At 59.1% G+C, this 16,084-nt stretch carries 18 protein-coding genes, 1 pseudogene and 1 riboswitch; of the genes and pseudogenes, 9 read left to right on the forward strand and 10 right to left on the reverse strand.

Annotated features, from left to right (window positions below; translation table 11 throughout):
- Positions 1 to 20: 20 nt before the first annotated feature.
- Positions 21 to 650: a LysE family translocator gene (locus HU754_RS24960; protein WP_093441294.1), complete on the reverse strand. Its 630-nt coding sequence runs from the start codon at positions 648 to 650 to the stop codon at positions 21 to 23.
- Between the two features lie 91 nt (positions 651 to 741).
- On the opposite strand from HU754_RS24960, the gene HU754_RS24965 reads away from it, so the two are divergent.
- The 3 genes from HU754_RS24965 (at position 742) to HU754_RS24975 (ending at position 3,574) form a co-directional block, all read left to right on the forward strand.
- Positions 742 to 1,707: a 2-hydroxyacid dehydrogenase gene (locus tag HU754_RS24965; protein ID WP_186624771.1), complete on the forward strand. Its 966-nt coding sequence runs from the start codon at positions 742 to 744 to the stop codon at positions 1,705 to 1,707.
- A gap of 32 nt (positions 1,708 to 1,739) precedes the next feature.
- On the forward strand, positions 1,740 to 2,738 hold the full coding sequence (locus tag HU754_RS24970; protein ID WP_186624772.1) for a methyltransferase: 999 nt from the start codon (positions 1,740 to 1,742) through the stop codon (positions 2,736 to 2,738).
- Positions 2,739 to 2,777: 39 nt separating this feature from the next.
- Positions 2,778 to 2,902: riboswitch (yybP-ykoY riboswitch) on the forward strand.
- An 87-nt stretch (positions 2,903 to 2,989) separates the two neighbouring features.
- Positions 2,990 to 3,574, forward strand: a complete 585-nt coding sequence (locus HU754_RS24975) for a TMEM165/GDT1 family protein (protein ID WP_077574495.1) — start codon at positions 2,990 to 2,992, stop codon at positions 3,572 to 3,574.
- A 124-nt stretch (positions 3,575 to 3,698) separates the two neighbouring features.
- On the opposite strand, the gene HU754_RS24980 is transcribed toward HU754_RS24975, so the two are convergent.
- Positions 3,699 to 4,517: a M48 family metallopeptidase gene (locus tag HU754_RS24980; RefSeq protein WP_093441307.1), complete on the reverse strand. Its 819-nt coding sequence runs from the start codon at positions 4,515 to 4,517 to the stop codon at positions 3,699 to 3,701.
- 1,351 nt (positions 4,518 to 5,868) lie between these two features.
- Here HU754_RS24980 and HU754_RS29895 point away from each other — a divergent pair.
- Positions 5,869 to 6,066, forward strand: a pseudogene (locus tag HU754_RS29895) (HAMP domain-containing protein); the annotation flags it as partial.
- A 111-nt stretch (positions 6,067 to 6,177) separates the two neighbouring features.
- A complete protein-coding gene (locus HU754_RS29900) occupies positions 6,178 to 6,921 on the forward strand; it encodes a methyl-accepting chemotaxis protein (protein ID WP_408980847.1) in 744 nt (247 codons plus the stop codon).
- A 204-nt stretch (positions 6,922 to 7,125) separates the two neighbouring features.
- Here the strand turns inward: HU754_RS29900 and HU754_RS24990 are convergent, their stop codons facing one another.
- The 3 genes from HU754_RS24990 to HU754_RS25000 are packed head-to-tail and all read right to left on the reverse strand — an operon-like array spanning position 7,126 to position 8,238.
- Complete coding sequence (locus HU754_RS24990) at positions 7,126 to 7,749, reverse strand: SOS response-associated peptidase (RefSeq protein ID WP_186624774.1); 624 nt, start codon at positions 7,747 to 7,749, stop codon at positions 7,126 to 7,128.
- A gap of 36 nt (positions 7,750 to 7,785) precedes the next feature.
- Positions 7,786 to 8,046 (reverse strand): putative signal transducing protein, encoded by a 261-nt coding sequence (locus tag HU754_RS24995; protein WP_008083988.1) that lies wholly within the window; start codon positions 8,044 to 8,046, stop codon positions 7,786 to 7,788.
- 9 nt (positions 8,047 to 8,055) lie between these two features.
- The gene (locus tag HU754_RS25000) at positions 8,056 to 8,238 is read right to left on the reverse strand and encodes a CPXCG motif-containing cysteine-rich protein (RefSeq protein WP_186624775.1); all 183 of its coding nucleotides are present in this window, start codon (positions 8,236 to 8,238) and stop codon (positions 8,056 to 8,058) included.
- 142 nt (positions 8,239 to 8,380) lie between these two features.
- Here HU754_RS25000 and HU754_RS25005 point away from each other — a divergent pair, with 142 nt between their 5' ends.
- Positions 8,381 to 9,544, forward strand: coding sequence for a 1-acyl-sn-glycerol-3-phosphate acyltransferase (locus HU754_RS25005; protein WP_186624776.1), 1,164 nt, complete (start codon positions 8,381 to 8,383; stop codon positions 9,542 to 9,544).
- Between the two features lie 60 nt (positions 9,545 to 9,604).
- Here the strand turns inward: HU754_RS25005 and HU754_RS25010 are convergent, their stop codons facing one another.
- Positions 9,605 to 9,883: a hypothetical protein gene (locus tag HU754_RS25010; RefSeq protein ID WP_016985168.1), complete on the reverse strand. Its 279-nt coding sequence runs from the start codon at positions 9,881 to 9,883 to the stop codon at positions 9,605 to 9,607.
- A gap of 193 nt (positions 9,884 to 10,076) precedes the next feature.
- On the opposite strand from HU754_RS25010, the gene HU754_RS25015 reads away from it, so the two are divergent.
- Positions 10,077 to 10,283 (forward strand): hypothetical protein, encoded by a 207-nt coding sequence (locus HU754_RS25015; RefSeq protein ID WP_008083982.1) that lies wholly within the window; start codon positions 10,077 to 10,079, stop codon positions 10,281 to 10,283.
- Between the two features lie 73 nt (positions 10,284 to 10,356).
- Here the strand turns inward: HU754_RS25015 and HU754_RS25020 are convergent, their stop codons facing one another.
- Positions 10,357 to 11,502: an integrase core domain-containing protein gene (locus tag HU754_RS25020; protein WP_116256756.1), complete on the reverse strand. Its 1,146-nt coding sequence runs from the start codon at positions 11,500 to 11,502 to the stop codon at positions 10,357 to 10,359.
- A gap of 356 nt (positions 11,503 to 11,858) precedes the next feature.
- Positions 11,859 to 12,443 (reverse strand): YajG family lipoprotein, encoded by a 585-nt coding sequence (locus tag HU754_RS25025; RefSeq protein ID WP_007912832.1) that lies wholly within the window; start codon positions 12,441 to 12,443, stop codon positions 11,859 to 11,861.
- Between the two features lie 204 nt (positions 12,444 to 12,647).
- Between HU754_RS25025 and HU754_RS25030 the strand changes: the two genes are divergently transcribed.
- The gene (locus HU754_RS25030; protein ID WP_008086138.1) at positions 12,648 to 12,881 is read left to right on the forward strand and encodes a hypothetical protein; all 234 of its coding nucleotides are present in this window, start codon (positions 12,648 to 12,650) and stop codon (positions 12,879 to 12,881) included.
- 708 nt (positions 12,882 to 13,589) lie between these two features.
- On the forward strand, positions 13,590 to 15,098 hold the full coding sequence (gene mqo / locus HU754_RS25035; RefSeq protein ID WP_093441341.1) for a malate dehydrogenase (quinone): 1,509 nt from the start codon (positions 13,590 to 13,592) through the stop codon (positions 15,096 to 15,098).
- Positions 15,099 to 15,165: 67 nt separating this feature from the next.
- On the opposite strand, the gene HU754_RS25040 is transcribed toward mqo, so the two are convergent.
- Together HU754_RS25040 and HU754_RS25045 are read right to left on the reverse strand one after the other, a co-directional pair.
- The gene (locus tag HU754_RS25040) at positions 15,166 to 15,453 is read right to left on the reverse strand and encodes a PA4642 family protein (protein ID WP_186624681.1); all 288 of its coding nucleotides are present in this window, start codon (positions 15,451 to 15,453) and stop codon (positions 15,166 to 15,168) included.
- A 63-nt stretch (positions 15,454 to 15,516) separates the two neighbouring features.
- Positions 15,517 to 15,996, reverse strand: coding sequence for a hypothetical protein (locus HU754_RS25045; protein WP_186624682.1), 480 nt, complete (start codon positions 15,994 to 15,996; stop codon positions 15,517 to 15,519).
- Positions 15,997 to 16,084 lie beyond the last annotated feature (88 nt).

Consider the following 16,084-nt stretch of genomic DNA (forward strand, 5'->3'; position numbering starts at 1 on the left):
TTCAAGTCGCGGTTCTGAGATCAGTGCATCTCGGTGAACGCGATTTTCACGCCGAGAGCGATCAGCACCGCGCCCATGGTGCGATCGAACCAGTGGCCCATGCGGGCGAAACCGGCACGCACCCGCTGCTGACTGAACAACATCGCCACCAGACAGAACCAAAACGCAGTCGCGACCGCCAGGTAAATCCCGTAACCGGCCTGCACCGCCAGTGGCGTGTGCGGGTTGATCACCACGGTGAACAGCGACAGGAAGAACAGCGTGGCTTTCGGATTCAGACCATTGGTCACGAAGCCCGACGTGAACGCGCCGCGAGCCGTGCGTACGCCGGCCTCTTTGTGCAAGTCATCGGCCACGGCTTTCGCGGGCTGCGCGCGCAATGCCTTGAAGCCGATGTACAGCAAGTAAGCCGCCGCCGCCCATTTCAACGCGTTGAACAACACGATCGATTGCGACACGATCAGGCCGATACCGAGCAGCGAATAACCAACGTGCAGGAAAATCGCCGTGCCCACGCCCAATGCGGTCCAGGTACCGGCGCGACGACCGTGGGTCACGCTCTCGCGCACCACCACCGCAAAGTCCGGGCCGGGGCTGGCGACAGCCAGCAAATGGATCAGTGCAACGGTCAAGAACTCGGTCCAGTACATGGGGGCTCCTTTCGGCCAAGCGTATCAATTTGTTTCATCTGGTAGGCTCGGCAGATTACGCCCTACGCTCACAGCACGAAAGGTACAGTTGATGACGAACACGCACCGCGCGGTATTCCTTGATCACCCTTCGCTGGATCTCGGCGACCTCGACCTTAGTCCGTTGCGCGAGTGTTTCAGCGATCTGCAGCTGTTCGCCCAAACGTTGCCCGGGCAAGTCGCCGAACGCCTGCAAGGCGCCACCGTAGCGATCACCAACAAGATCCTGATCGACGCCGCCGCCATGGCCGCCAACCCCGACCTGAGGCTGATCCTGATCACCGCCACCGGCACCAACAACGTCGACCTTGCGGCCGCCCGCGCTCACGGCATCACCGTGTGCAACTGTCAGGGTTACGGCACGCCGTCGGTGGCGCAGCACACGATCATGCTGCTGCTCAACCTCGCCACGCGTCTGGCCGATTATCAGAAAGCAGTTGGCGAAGGCCGCTGGCAGCAGGCCAAACAGTTCTGTCTGCTCGACTACCCGATTGTCGAGCTGGAAGGCAAAACCCTCGGCCTGCTCGGCCATGGCGAACTTGGCGGCGCCGTGGCGCGATTGGCCGAAGCGTTCGGCATGCGCGTGTTGCTCGGGCAGATTCCCGGGCGCCCAGCTCGCCCGGATCGTTTGCCGCTGGATGAACTGCTGCCGCAAATCGACGCCCTCACCCTGCACTGCCCACTCAACGAACACACTCGCCATTTCATCGGCGCCCGCGAACTAGCTTCGATGAAGCCAGGCGCGTTCGTGGTCAACACCGCGCGTGGCGGTCTGATCGATGAACAGGCGCTGGCCGATGCCTTGCGCAATGGCCACCTCGGCGGCGCGGCTACCGATGTGTTGAGCATCGAGCCGCCGACCCAAGGCAATCCGTTGCTCGCAGCGGACATCCCACGCCTGATCGTTACGCCACACAACGCCTGGGGCAGCCGCGAGGCACGCCAGCGCATCGTCGGCCAATTGACCGAAAACGCTCAGGCGTTCTTCAGCGGTAAGGCGCTGCGGGTCGTCAGTTGATAAACTGCGGCACTTTTTTTTGAGGAGCAGTTATGGATCCGCGCAGTGAAGTACTGCTTCGTCAGCCCGAGTTGTTTCAAGGTTCGTTGTTGTTGGCCGGTTTGCCCGCCGATGATTTGCTCGGACGCCTGCCCAACGCATTCGGCTGGTGCTGGCATGCCGGCGACCAGGCCGCACTGGATGCCCGTTTCGAAGGGCGCAGCCATTTCGGCGTGAACATTCCAGAGCTCGAGTTCGACAGCGCCGTGGTGTTCCTGCCCAAGTCCAAAGACCTGACCGATTACATCCTCAATGCCGTGGCCTCGCGTCTGGCCGGGCGTGAAGTATTTCTGGTCGGGGAAAAGCGCAGCGGCATCGAAGGCGCATCCAAGCAGCTCAACCCGTTCGGCAAGCCGCGCAAACTCGACAGCGCGCGGCACTGCCAGCTCTGGCAAGTCACCGTGGCCAACGCGCCTGAAGCCAAGTCTCTGGAAAGCCTGGCGCAGACCTATGAATTGCCTTTGGCCGAGGGTCCGCTGAAAGTTATCAGCCTGCCGGGCGTGTTCAGCCACGGTCGCCTGGATCGCGGCAGTGCCCTGCTGCTGGAGCATCTGGACAAACTGCCGAGCGGCCATCTGCTCGACTTCGGCTGCGGTGCCGGGGTTCTGGGCGCTGCGGTCAAGCGTCGCTACCCGCACAATCAGGTGACCCTGCTCGATGTCGATGCCTTCGCCGCCGCCAGCAGCCGCCTGACATTGGCGGCCAACGGTCTGGAAGCTGAAGTGCTGACTGGCGACGGTATCGATGCCGCGCCGATGGGTTTGAGTGCGATTCTGAGCAATCCACCGTTCCATGTCGGCGTGCACACCGATTATTTCGCAACCGAGAACTTGCTGCGAAAAGCGGCCAAACATCTGAAAAATGGCGGCGAACTGCGCTTGGTGGCGAACAGCTTCCTCAAGTATCAACCGCTGATCGAAGAGCATCTGGGCGTCTGTGCAATCAAGGCCGAAGGCAATGGTTTCCGCATCTACCGGGCCAAGCGCGGCTGAAAATTTGTTCTTGCTCAATCGGATTTGCGAAGGCAGAATCCGCTCCGTCCTAGGGGAGTAGTCTCCCACGAGCGCCAAGCTCGTCCGGCATACGTCAACATACTTGATCCTCAGATCATGGCGTATGCGACCCAAGCGTCCGCAGCAGACGGATCGCAGGGTTTGACAAGACCTATGACACGCACACCTTACCCGGGGCGGGAAGGCTGTACGTGTCATAGCCGTGTCGACCCGCCCCTTAGGAAATCCTGATGCTGGACTCGTTACTCGTTCCCACCGCAATCGTTGCCTTGGCCGAAATCGGCGACAAGACGCAACTGCTCGCGCTGATTCTCGCCGCTCGCTTCCGCAAACCCTGGCCGATCATTGCCGGTATTGTCGCCGCGACCCTGGCCAACCACGCAGCAGCCGGTGCGGTCGGCGCCTGGTTTGGCAGCTTCTTCTCGAATGCCACGCTGCACTGGATTCTCGCCGCAAGCTTTACGGCCACGGCGCTGTGGACACTGGTTCCGGACAAAATGGATGACGATGAAACCAGCACCGCACGCAAGTTCGGGCCGTTCCTGACCACGCTGATTGCGTTTTTCCTCGCAGAAATGGGTGACAAGACTCAGGTCGCGACGGTGATGCTCGCCGCGCAATATCCGGAACTGTGGCTGGTGATTATCGGTACGACGGCGGGCATGTTGATTGCCAACGTGCCGGTGGTGCTGGCAGGTAATTTCGCCGCAGACAAACTGCCATTGACCTTGATCCGTCGCCTCGCGGCTTCGGCATTCATGATTCTGGCGATCGTTGCGGTGTACAAGGCGATGCAGAGCAGCGGCTGGGTTTAATCCTCAGTGAAGGATCGCTCCCACGCTCTGCGTGGGAATGCAGCCGGGGACGCTCTGCGTCCCGCTTGGAACGCGGAGCGTCCCTTGAGGCATTCCCACGCAGAGCGTGGGAACGATCACTGACTCAGGATTTAGGAGCTTTTTCGTACAACGGCATGACCTTCGGAATTGCCGCCTGCAACGAGGCAATCCGGCTGGTCGAAGCCGGGTGAGTGCTCATGAACTCCGGCGGCGAACCTTCCGACGCTTTGCTCATTTTGTTCCAAAGCGTGATCGCCGCGTTCGGGTTGTAGCCAGCGCGTGCGGCCAGTTCCAGACCAATCAGGTCGGCTTCGTTTTCGTTGGCGCGGCTGTTCGGCAGGGTCATGCCGTAGTTGGCCACGGTATCAGCCAGCGCCAGACTGTCCTGCCCCAGGCCGAGCAACGCACCCGCGCCCTGTTTGGCCATTTCAATCCCGTACGCCTTGGACATCGCTTCACGACCGTGCTCGCGCAAGGCGTGGGCAATTTCATGGCCCATAACGGCGGCGATTTCATCGTCGGTGAGTTTCAGACTGTCGATCAGCCCGGTGTAGAAAATGATCTTGCCGCCAGGCCCGCAGTTGGCGTTGAGCTCATCGCTCTTGATCAGATTGACTTCCCATTGCCATTGCGCCGCATCCGGACGGAAGTTCGGCGCCTGGGCGATCAGACGGTTGGCAATCGCCTGAACCCGCTTGGCCTCGGGACTGGTCTTGTCCAGCACACCTTTGCTGGACGCCTCGCCGACGGTCTTCTGATACGACTGCGCATACATCTGGTCGACCTCTTGCGAGGACAGCATGCTGAACATGTACTGCTTGCGCTCCACACCCACGGCACCGCCGCTGGTGGTGTTGACCGACTGACAACCGGCCAGCAACAGCGCTGCGCTCAGTGCACTTACAACCAATGTCTTGTTCATTCAAAAGCTCCCTGAAAACCTGCGCGTATCCTAGGCGGGTAATTGTATCGACGCCAGATACAACGGACGTGTTGCAGCGACTTTCAGACATTTCCCACCAGAGCTGTCGCAAAAAATTCACAGCAACCGCCAAGTCCCGTGCAACTGCGTCGCGCACTGATCCATTTGCGACATTGGCTTTCAATTGCACCGGCTCGCACTCATGGCCCAATGCCCGCTGCCGATACATCAGCGCAGACGTCCTCTTGCGTGCGGAGCTCCCATGAAGTTCAAGTCGATCCAGTTTTCCGTCGCCGCCCTGGCCGGCGCCATCGTGCTCAGCGTGGTCGCCGCGCTGGTGCTGTATGCGCTGTTTTCCGGCGCGCGCACGCAAGAGATGGTGCAACAGCGCACCCAGGCGCAGTTCGAGCAAGTCATCGAACAGCGCCTGACCTCGCTGGCGCAAACCCAGGTCAGCCAGATCCAGCGCGAGCTCGAAGCGCCACTGCTGATTGCCGGTGGCCTGGTGCGGGTCAACACCCTGCTCGGTACGCCGGGCGCAGATGGTCAGCCGCGCCTCACTGTCAGTCGCGAGCAACTGATCAGCCTGATCAAAGAGAACGTCGAAAAGAACCCGAAAATTCTCGGCACCTACATCGGCTGGGAAAAAAACGCCCTCGATCACAACGACGCGGCCTATATCGGCACCAGCGTGGTCGGGATCGATGCCGCCAACGGGCGCTTCCTGCCGTGGTGGTTCCGCAACGATGACGGCACCCTTGGCCTGGACAAACTGGTCGACGTCGACGACCAGAAAGTCCTGTCTACCGGCGTGCGTGCCAGCGAGTACTACCTGTGCTCGAAAGAAAGCAAAAAATCCTGCGTGATCGATCCGGCGCCGTACAAGGTCGGCGACAAGATCGTCATGCTCGCCTCCTTTATCGAGCCGATCATGCTTAACGGCGCCTTCCAGGGCATTGTCGGCGCCGACCTGTCGGTGAACTTCATTCAGGAAATGCTCCTCGCTGCTAACCAGAAGCTCTACAGCGGCGCCGGGCAAATGGCCCTGATCGGCGGCAATGGCCGGATCGTTGCCTACACCAAAGACCCGAGCAAATTCGGTGAAAAAGTCAGCGACATCCTCGACGCCGAACAGACCGCCAACATGGCCAATCTCAAGCGCGGCGAAGTGACTTACTCGGTCAACAAGGACAAGGGTCGCATCGAACTGTACCTGCCATTCGGCATCGGCCAGACCGACGCACGCTGGACACTGATGCTGCAATTGCCTTTGAACGCGGTAATGGCGGATCTGCAAAAGCTGCAGGCCGACCTCGATGCGCAACGCAAGTCCGACACCTTCGGCATGGCCATGGTCGGTCTGCTCATCGCCGGCATTGGCCTGCTGGTGATCTGGCTGGTCGGCCACGGCATCGCCCGACCGCTGAAGCAAATGGTCGCCATGCTCAATGACATCGCCCAGGGCGAAGGTGATCTGACCCGCCGCTTGAGCAGTGATCGCAGCGACGAATTGGGCTCGATCGCCAAGGGCTTCAACACCTTTTTGGCCAAGTTGCAGGCGATGATCACGCAGGTGGTGACGTCAGTGCAGAGCGTCAGCGATTCCTCGGAACACACCGCCGACATTGCCATTCGCACCAACATAGGCATTCAAAAACAAATGGCCGAGATCGATCAGGTCGCCACGGCGGTGCAGGAAATGACCGCCACCGCGCAGGATGTCGCGCGGAACGCGACGCAGGCGGCACAAGCGGCCAGTCATGCCGACCAGGCCGCCAGCCAGGGCATGCAGATTGTCCGCGATACGTCCAATTCGATTGGCGTGCTGGCGCTGGAAATCGGCAAGGCAGTAGATGTGGTACAGACCCTGGCCAAGGACAGCGAGAACATCAACGCCATTCTCACCGCCATTCGCGGCATCGCCGAGCAGACCAACCTGCTGGCCCTGAACGCGGCGATCGAGGCGGCGCGTGCCGGTGAACAGGGGCGTGGGTTTGCCGTGGTCGCCGACGAAGTACGCAATCTGGCGCAGAAAACCCAGAAAGCCACCGAAGAAATCCAGAGCATGATCCAGCAACTGCAACAAGGCACCCGCGATGTGGTGCGGGTCATGGAGGACAGTCAGAACCGCACTGACGAAAGCGTGCAGCATGCGGCGAAAGCGGCTGAAGCGCTGGAAACGATCACCCAGGCGGTTTCGGTGATCAACGACATGAACACGCAGATTGCCAGTGCGGCGGAAGAGCAGAGTGCGGTGGCCGATGACATCAACCGCAATGTGATCAACATCGGGCAAGTGGCCAATGAAGTGGCGGGGGGCGCGGATGAGTCGAGTTCGGCGAGTGCCGATTTGACCAAACTGGCGGAGCAGCAGCGGCGGTTGATCAATCAGTTCAAGGTCTGAGGTTAAGACACCCTCACCCCAGCCCTCTCCCGGAGGGAGAGGGGGCCGACCGAGTTGTCTCCAGTCATGCATCGACCTGAAAAATCGTGGCGATTATGGATTCGGTGAAAAGCTTTCAAGTCGGTGTGTTTCGTCAATATCCCGCGGTCAGTCCCCTCTCCCTCCGGGAGAGGGCTAGGGTGAGGGGCTTTTGATCTAAATGCTTTAACCCGGAGTCAAACACTCCGGTCCATTCAGTTTCGGATCATTGATCAGATTCGCCAACACCCGCTCACGCAACGCCGCCGGTTCACTGGCCAGCAACCCCTGCAACACATGCAACGGCGTCTCGGGATCGAGCCACGCCGCCTGCCCCGCCTCATCGAGAATCAACGGCCGCCGCTGACTCGACGCCGGCTGAGTAATCACCGCCGTACTCAACCACACCTGCTCCTGCACCGGATACGCCTCCCAGATCGCCGCAAAAAACAGTGACGAGCCCTCCCCCGGCGTCAGCCAGAACGGGCGCTTGCGCTGGGTCCCGCGCCATTCATAGAAACCATTCGCCGGTAGCAGGCAGCGACGCTGGCGTAGCGCCTCACGAAACATCGGCTGCTCGGCTACCGTCTCGGCCCGGGCATGTGCCGGTGTTTTCGACAGATCGGTCAGCCACGGCGGCGTTAATCCCCAACGGGCGCGGGCCAGGATGCGCTGGCCATCTTCACCGGCACGCAGCATCAACACCGAATCATTGGGGGAAATGTTCCACTGCGCCTGCTGATCGGCGGGAAAACCTGGCAGGGCCGCGAAATCGCGGTTCCAGCGAAACAGGGCATAACGTCCACACATGGGGCAACACGACTCTGAAGTAAAACGAAGCTCAGCCTAACAGACCAGCGTCCCGGGGAAGCTCTCCGGTTCATCGCCGGGCAGCGGCAGCGCGGCATTGTACGCGGTGATCAACTCGCGGGCGTATTCGGCCTGGTCGTTATCGACGGACAGTGCCAACAACCCGAAGATCGGCAATTCACCCGTACCACCGAGCAAATCGCGGCCAACCAGATGCGCCTCGATGCCTTCGCTGGCAAGCATGCCCTTGAGCATTTCGCCTTCCATCAGGTTTTCCGGCTCGTAGATTCGCTGCATGGGCGCGCCTCACTCGTTTTCGCTGAAGACTTCCAGAAACCAGTCCTCTTCGTGTACCTGCAAGACAAACGTGATTGGCCGGCAACACACCTGACAATCTTCGATATAGGTCTGATCGCCGCCGGACAAGTCCACCGTCGTCTCAACAGGCTCCCCACAATAAGGACATTCGTATTCAGCAGGTTCCAGCATCGCGGTCTCCCAAGTGACTTGTGCGTATAATCGCCGGTCTATTTGCAGGGCTATTTTTGTCTGGCTACTTTTTCAGACCGTGCCCCGCGGTTTTTCGATCAAAACCTTTACTTACCCTAGCCGTTTCCAACAAGAGAGCATGATGGGCGAATTCGATGCCATCCGACCTTACGACGACAGCGAAGTACCTGTGGTACTGGCAAGACTGCTCGGCGACAAGGCGTTTCTAGATATCCTCACCCACTTCCGCTTCCCGCGTTTTGCCGGTGCCTTCGGCTGGATGCTCAAACCACTTATAGCCCATCGGCTGCGTCGTGAGTTCGCCGACGTGACTTCGGTGGCGACGTTGCAGGACAAGGTCGAGTCCTACGTCGACCACACCATCGAGCGCGCCACCGATGGCGTGACCTATACCGGTGTCGAGCAATTCAAGTCCGGCAGCGCTTATCTGTTCATCGCCAACCACCGCGATATCGTCATGGACCCGGCCTTCGTCAACTACGCCGTGTACCACGCCGGCCTGCCAACGCCGCGCATTGCGATTGGCGACAACCTGCTGCAGAAGCCGTTTGTCAGCGACCTGATGCGCCTGAACAAGAGTTTCATCGTTCATCGTTCGATCACCGGCCGTCGCGAGAAAATGGCCGCTTATCAACTGTTATCAGCGTACATCAACCACTCGATCCGCAACGATTGCGCGTCGATCTGGATCGCTCAGGCTGAAGGCCGGGCGAAGGACGGCGACGACCGCACCGAGTCGGCGATCCTCAAGATGTTCCACATGAGCCGCAAGGACGAGCCGTTCGGCGAAGTCATCCGCTCGCTGAACGTTACCCCGGTGTCGATCAGCTACGAATATGACCCGTGCGACCAGGCCAAGGCTCGCGAGTTGTACATCCGCGCCACCACCGGCACTTACGCGAAAGCGCCGGGCGAAGATGACGTGAGCATCGCCAAAGGCATCACTGGCTACAAGGGCCGGGTGCACGTGAACTTTGCCGCGCCGATCACCGAGCTGTTCGAGGACACCAAGCAATTGGCGATCGAAATGGACAAGCAGATTCTCGGCGGTTACCGGTTGTTCCCGGTGCATTACCTGGCATACGCGCAGTGGGCCGATGCCGATCCGCAGTTGAATGTGCCGAAGGCTGCCGAGGTGTTCCCGGCGGATGAGCTGGCCAAGGCGCAGGAAGAATGGCAGAGCCGGCTGGATGCGTGCCCGGAAGAGCATCGTCCATATCTGGTGCTGCAATATGCGACGCCAGTGCGCAATCAGTACCGGGTCAAGGCTGGGTTGCCGCTGTAAGCGGTTTCCAGCTGACGCAAAAACGGCGCCTTCGGGCGCCGTTTTTTATGCCTGAAGCTTTCAGAAGCGCGTGCTGATCCAGGAGACGATCAGGGCCAGCCCGAGGCAAGCAAAACCAAAACGATAGAAAAACCGGTTCATGCGCAAAGTCGCCCAATCAAGGATTGGTTCGGCATTCGGTTGCGCCTGGCGCTGAGCGGCAATGCTGGCCATCGCACGTTGTTCACGGCGACGAGTGGCGTGCAGCAGCCAACTCCCCGGAAACGCCAACAACAACGCCAGCAAGTTGATCAACTTGGCGGGATGGGCGGTAAACAGCGTCATCAAGTGCAGCGACATCACAGACCTCTATCTGAACCGGTGTGGCAGACGCCAGATCGACGACTGCGGCGCGGATTCTAACCAAACCTGCCCGTTCAACCCCAGCCTTTGCGACAAATAACCTGACAATCGACCGATGGCTGCCCTGTGTCACGGCTTCGTCATGTGGATACACCAAGATGCGCGCCTCGAAACGCACATGGAACGCGACATGCTTCACGCTGAAAATCAGGATCGTCTGTACCTCATCACCCCTTACGACGAACAGCAAAGTCTCGTCGGCAGCCTTGCCTTCAATGTTCAGGATCGCCATTGGCTGGTGTATTGCGCGCTGGGCGGGCATCAGCATGCGGATTTGCCTGAGACTGATTTGCTGACGGGTGTCAGCGTGCTCGACTTTTATTCTCAGGCGGCCTGAAAAAGCAAAAGCACCCTCACTGTAGAGACCGGTACATCCTTTACAAATTAGACCGGGGACATCGTTTACACCTTTACAGGCTTGAAACGCGTTTGGCGCCTCTTTCAAGCCTGCCTAAACAGTGGCTGCAAAGGTACAGTTCCCAAGCGTCATCAGCCACTTCCTTCAACGCGATGTCCTCTCCAATTAGAGCCTCTCCTAGAAAAATCAGCTGTCCTTTCCATTTAATTTCCCCATTTGACCGAACCTTACGTACTTCAACATCGGAACCGTATTCAAGCGCAGGCAAGTAACCGGGATAAGCGCGTATCGACGGGCGATAGACAGATGCCGGCGGTTTCATGCCCAGCGCGGTGTGCGGTCGGTGGTGGTTGAAGTCTTGGATGAAATCCTGAAAAGCCAGCTGCTGGCGCACCAGGTTTTCCGCCGGTGGCACTGCTGCCTTTAGCGTTCGATGCATCCGTTCATGTCGACCATTTTGGTCGGGACGGCCAGGTGTAATCGTTTCGACATGGATTCCGAGCCTGATGAACCAAACCGATAACTTCGAAAGTCGCGCCAGACCTGTCGACGCAAAAGGAGCGCCATTATCAGTGCGGATCACATCCGGCAGCCCATATTCTCGAAAAGCCCACTCGAAGCCTTCCCGCGTCGGCGCTCCGTGCGTACTGGGCAAAGCGCGACAGACGAATAAAAAGCGGCTCATCTGATCGGTAATGGTCAGCGGATAGCACCAATTACCGTCCTGCATTTTGAACTGCCCTTTGTAATCAGCACACCAAGTCTGGTTGGGCGCGTCGACCGGACGTAAATGTGTTGGAGCACGGGGACGCGGGGGATAGGGCCGTCGTGCCACCACCAAACCAGCTTTCTTCAACCACTCCCCGGCGGTACTCGCCGCCGGCCATTGGATATGCGGATCGGAATCGCGCAGGCGACCAATGATCTGCTTGGGTCCCCGATCGGGATGTTCGTTTTTCTTGGCCAGCAACTTGGCGATGATTTCATCGGAAGTTTGGTGAGGGCAATTCAGCGGCTTACGCGACTGCTCTTTCAAGCCATCCACGCCCAACGCTGCATACCGTTCCAGCCACTTGTCGATGGTTGGACGACTGACGCCATACCGCCGGCTTAATTGGCTTTTGGTGTAGCTGCCGCTGAGCCAATCGCTAATTAACTTCACTCGTTGATCCATTGGGGACTCTTGTTTCCAGGGCATGGTCAGCACCTCCTGACCATGATTGATACCTGTAAACCATGTCCCCGGTCTCAAACGTAAAGGATGTACCCGGTCTTTACCCACCCTAGCCCTCTCCCCGAGGGAGAGGGAACCGACCGAGTTGTTTTGTCGAGGTACATCGACCTGAAAGTCCGAGGTGAATGTAGATCTCAAGAACAACGCAAATCGACCTGAAACTCCGAGATGAATGCAGATCCCAGGCACAACACAGATCGGCTCCCTTTCCCCCTCGCCCCCCTGGGGGAGAGGGCTGGGGTGAGGGGGTACGATTTCAAGTCCCACAAAAAAGCCCGGGCTCATCGCTGATCCCGGGCTTTTTTACATCCGCCGAAAACTTACTCAGCCAGAACCTGACCCACCGTCGGATCCTTGAACAGACGCGTCAGCGCATCGCTCAACACATCGCTGACCAGTTTGGTGTTGGTTTCCTGGTTTGGCGCCATGCCGAAACGCTGATCCAGCGAGGCACCGTAACGGCCGCTATAACGGCGGTTGGCGTTCTGCACATCGGAGCGGAAGGTTGCGCCAATGGTCGCTTCGGTCACGTACATGCCTTCTTTCGGCGACTGGTATTTCAGCTCGGCCAGGGTCACGGTCAACTGCGGAGCATTTGGCGCGTTGTTGGTCGGTGTGAAGCCGAGCAGACGCACGGCGGCTTCAGCCTGAGCCTGCAACTTCGGCAGGATCTGCTCGCGCTGCACGGTGATAGCGCTGGTTTCCGGGTACAGGCCGCCACGGGTGCCCAACGTTGGCGACGGACGACCGTCAACCACACGCACGACGACTGGCTGGCCACGGCCGACCGCTGGCAGCTGAGTGGTCAGCTTTGGCTCCGGGCTCAGTTGTTGCGGGCTGTGGGCGCAGCCGGCCAGGGTCAAACCGGCCACAGTGATCAAACCGAACAACAGGCGTTGCAACATGCTCTTCTCTCCAGAATCAGGCACAAACAGGCCGGCAGTATAGCGGTGGGCCAGTGCGGGTAACCAGCGCCCGGCAGCGAATACTGAAATGTCTGACAAACCCGTGTGCAAGCGGTTCCTGTCACAGATTATTCACCCGGCATACACGTTCACGTCACGGCGCCTTGGCAACCTTGCAATCAGTCCCCCACAAGGTACTCAATCATGCGTTATCTGATCTCGTTGTTCGCCCCACGTCCGCTGCACCGCAGCTTCGCCCTGCTCGACCGCAATGGCCATTGCCAGGCATTCAAGCAGTGCAGCCTGCAGCCAATGGGCGACGGTTGGGTGGAAATCGAAGAAATCCGCCTCAACTGGTTGCACCAGCCACTGCCCGCCAGCGCCCGCGTCATGGTGTCGCAGCCCCGTGCACGGGTGCAAGCGATGTTGAGCATCTGACCGGATGCCTAATAAAAGTCATTAAACACGAGCAACTGCCCGCATTTCTTCGATACAATCTCCCCCCGATTATAAGGACGTCTCCTGATCGGGCCCCGCAACAGCGTCAATGCGCATGCATCGACACCCAAAATCGCCCACAGAGAGCCGCCCACACAGATCGAGTGAAGTTGGCGCGCTTGCCTGTTCTTCCGGCAAAAACCCCACTTTTCGCGAATCTGCAGAGCTGTCATGACGCTCGGCCACCGCGTTGTTTTGCCTTCGGGCAAGGTGCCAGGCCTGGACAGCCCTTTTTTGAGGTTCACGTCTTCAAAAGAGCGTGAAAAAAACGGGTTTTCACAACTTCACAAGAGTGTGGCGAGCAAATGAAAAGTTTTGCGTCTGAACATGCACCATTAGCGTCTGAAACAGCCCAACGACACAGGACCGGGTATACCTCGAATATCGGAGCCTGAAGCCTGTCCGCTACGGATTTGGTTGCACAAAAACGGATGTCTCGACCATAAGTCGAATTGCCAGCTGCGTGCTGAAATGAGTTCATGGAGCTCTTGAAAGCCAAGCCGCATACATCCGTCGAAGTTGCGAAAAATTGCGAAGATTCGGACATGGCGAATCTGACCATGGATAGCCTGGACATCACTGACCTGTCCCGGAACGCCTGGCAGCCATGCCGACAATTTGGTGCTGCAGATTTTGGAGACGCGTTAAATGGCGCATAACGAAGCAGTCGACGTAGTTCTGGTTGGGGCGGGCATCATGAGTGCCACCCTGGCCGTGCTGCTCAAAGAGCTCGACCCCGCGATCAAGCTGGAAGTCGTCGAGCTGATGGATTCCGGTGCTGCCGAGAGTTCCAACCCATGGAACAACGCCGGCACCGGTCACGCTGGCCTTTGCGAGCTGAACTACACGCCGCAAGCCGCCGATGGCACCGTCGACATCAAGAAAGCCGTGCACATCAACACCCAGTTCGAGGTGTCGAAGCAGTTCTGGTCGTACCTGACCAAGAAAGGCACGTTCGGCTCGTGCAAATCATTCATCAGCCCGGTGCCGCACCTGAGTTTCGTTCAGGGCGACAAAGGCGTTTCCTTCCTCAAGGAACGTTTCGAGGTCCTGCACAAGCATCACGCGTTCTCCGACATGGAGTACACCGAAGACAAGGCCAAGATGGCCGAGTGGATGCCGCTGATGATGCCGGGCCGCTCGCCGGACGAAGTCCTCGCCGCGACCCGCGTGATGAACGGCACCGACGTCAACTTCGGCGCCCTGACCAACCAGTTGCTCAAGCACCTGACCAGCGCTCCCGACACTCAAGTCAAATACTGCAAGCGCGTCACCGGCCTCAAGCGTAACGGCGCTGGCTGGACCGTCAGCATCAAGGACGTCAACAGCGGCAGCAGCCGTGAAGTCGACGCCAGGTTCGTTTTCCTCGGCGCGGGTGGCGCGGCGCTGCCGTTGCTGCAGGCTTCGGGCATCGAGGAAAGCAAAGGCTTCGGCGGCTTCCCGATCAGCGGCCAGTGGCTGCGTTGCGACAACCCGGAAGTGGTCAAGCATCACCAGGCCAAGGTGTACAGCCAGGCCGCGGTGGGTTCGCCACCGATGTCGGTGCCGCACCTGGACACCCGCGTAGTCGACGGCAAGAAGTCCCTGCTGTTCGGGCCATACGCCGGTTTCACCACCAAGTTCCTCAAGCACGGCTCCTTCATGGACCTGCCGCTGTCGGTTCGCGCCGGCAACATCGGGCCGATGCTGGCCGTGGCGAAAAACAACATGGACCTGACCAAGTACCTGGTCAGCGAAGTGATGCAATCGATGGAACAGCGTCTGGATTCCCTGCGCCGCTTCTACCCGGAGGCGAAAGCCGAAGACTGGCGCCTGGAAGTGGCCGGCCAACGGGTACAGATCATCAAGAAAGACCCGAAAAAGGGCGGCATCCTGCAGTTCGGTACCGAACTGGTGTCGGCCAAGGACGGCTCCCTCGCCGCCCTGCTCGGCGCTTCGCCGGGCGCGTCGGTGACGGTTTCGATCATGCTGGAACTGATCGAGAAATGCTTCCCGGCCAAGGCCAAGGGTGAGTGGGCTGGCAAACTGGCGGAAATATTCCCGGCCCGTGAAAAGGTCCTGGAAACCGATGCTGCGCTGTATCGCAAGATCAACACGCAGAACAACATCGCGCTGGAACTGGTTGAAGAAAGCAGCGAGACCCCAAGCTACGCTTGATCTTGCCGTATAAAAAACGCCCCGTACTCAGTGAGTGCGGGGCGTTTTTTTATGCCTGGGAAAAGTCTCAGGTGCGGGACTTTTCGATCAGCTCGATGTATTCCGGGGCATTGCGCTGATCGGCGATCAGCTCAACGAAGGTCTTGCCCTGCTCGTCCTTGCCATCAACGTCGTAACCAGCTGCAACGAAGAAGCCCAGAAAGCGCTCGAAATCATCAATGCGCAGGCCACGATAAGCCTTGATCAGTTTGTGCAGCGACGGCGAAGTGGTGTCGACCGGCTCAAAATCGAGGAACAGCTTGATCTGCTCATCGCCGATCTCGTCACCAATCACTTGTTTCTTATCTTTACGCATTGCCGACTCCAGCTCGCAGACATTACACGGGGCGGGCAGTTTACCCCTGCCCGGCCGCCCGGCTCAACGCGATCGCACCGCCCCGGTGTGCAAATCGGCCCAGATGTGGCCGTTGGCGTAACTGAGGAACTGCACGTACACGGTGTCGTTGCGCAGAAGATCGATGATCACGCGGTATTGGGCCTGTGGATAAAACAGTGTGAGGGTTTTGCTCTTGTCGTCATAAACCGGCTTTTTCAGGCTTTTGCTTTCACCGTCGAAATTCACCAGCACCTGAGTAATGGTCGCGCCCTTGTTCAGGGATTTGCCCTTGAGGCGGATCAGCAGCGGTGAAGTGACCGGGATCGGCTGCTGATTGGATTGGCGTTGTGCGCCGACGACCACGGAGTAATCGGTGACCTGCATGAGTTGCTGCTGCTCGGGCTCGGCATCGCGCACGGTCAGATCGTCCGGCGGCAGGAATTGACTGTGCATCGGCGCGGCGGACAGCGGCAGGCTGAGAGTCAGCAACAAGGCGGCAAAGCTGCGGATCAAGAGGCGCATGACAGGCTCCGGAGGGCGGGGCCGAGCACTCTAGCATGGGTATCGCGGATGGATCAGCACACACAAAAACACTGTGGGAGCGAGCTTG

Source organism: Pseudomonas zeae (assembly GCF_014268485.2).
Lineage (GTDB): Bacteria > Pseudomonadota > Gammaproteobacteria > Pseudomonadales > Pseudomonadaceae > Aquipseudomonas > Aquipseudomonas neuropathica.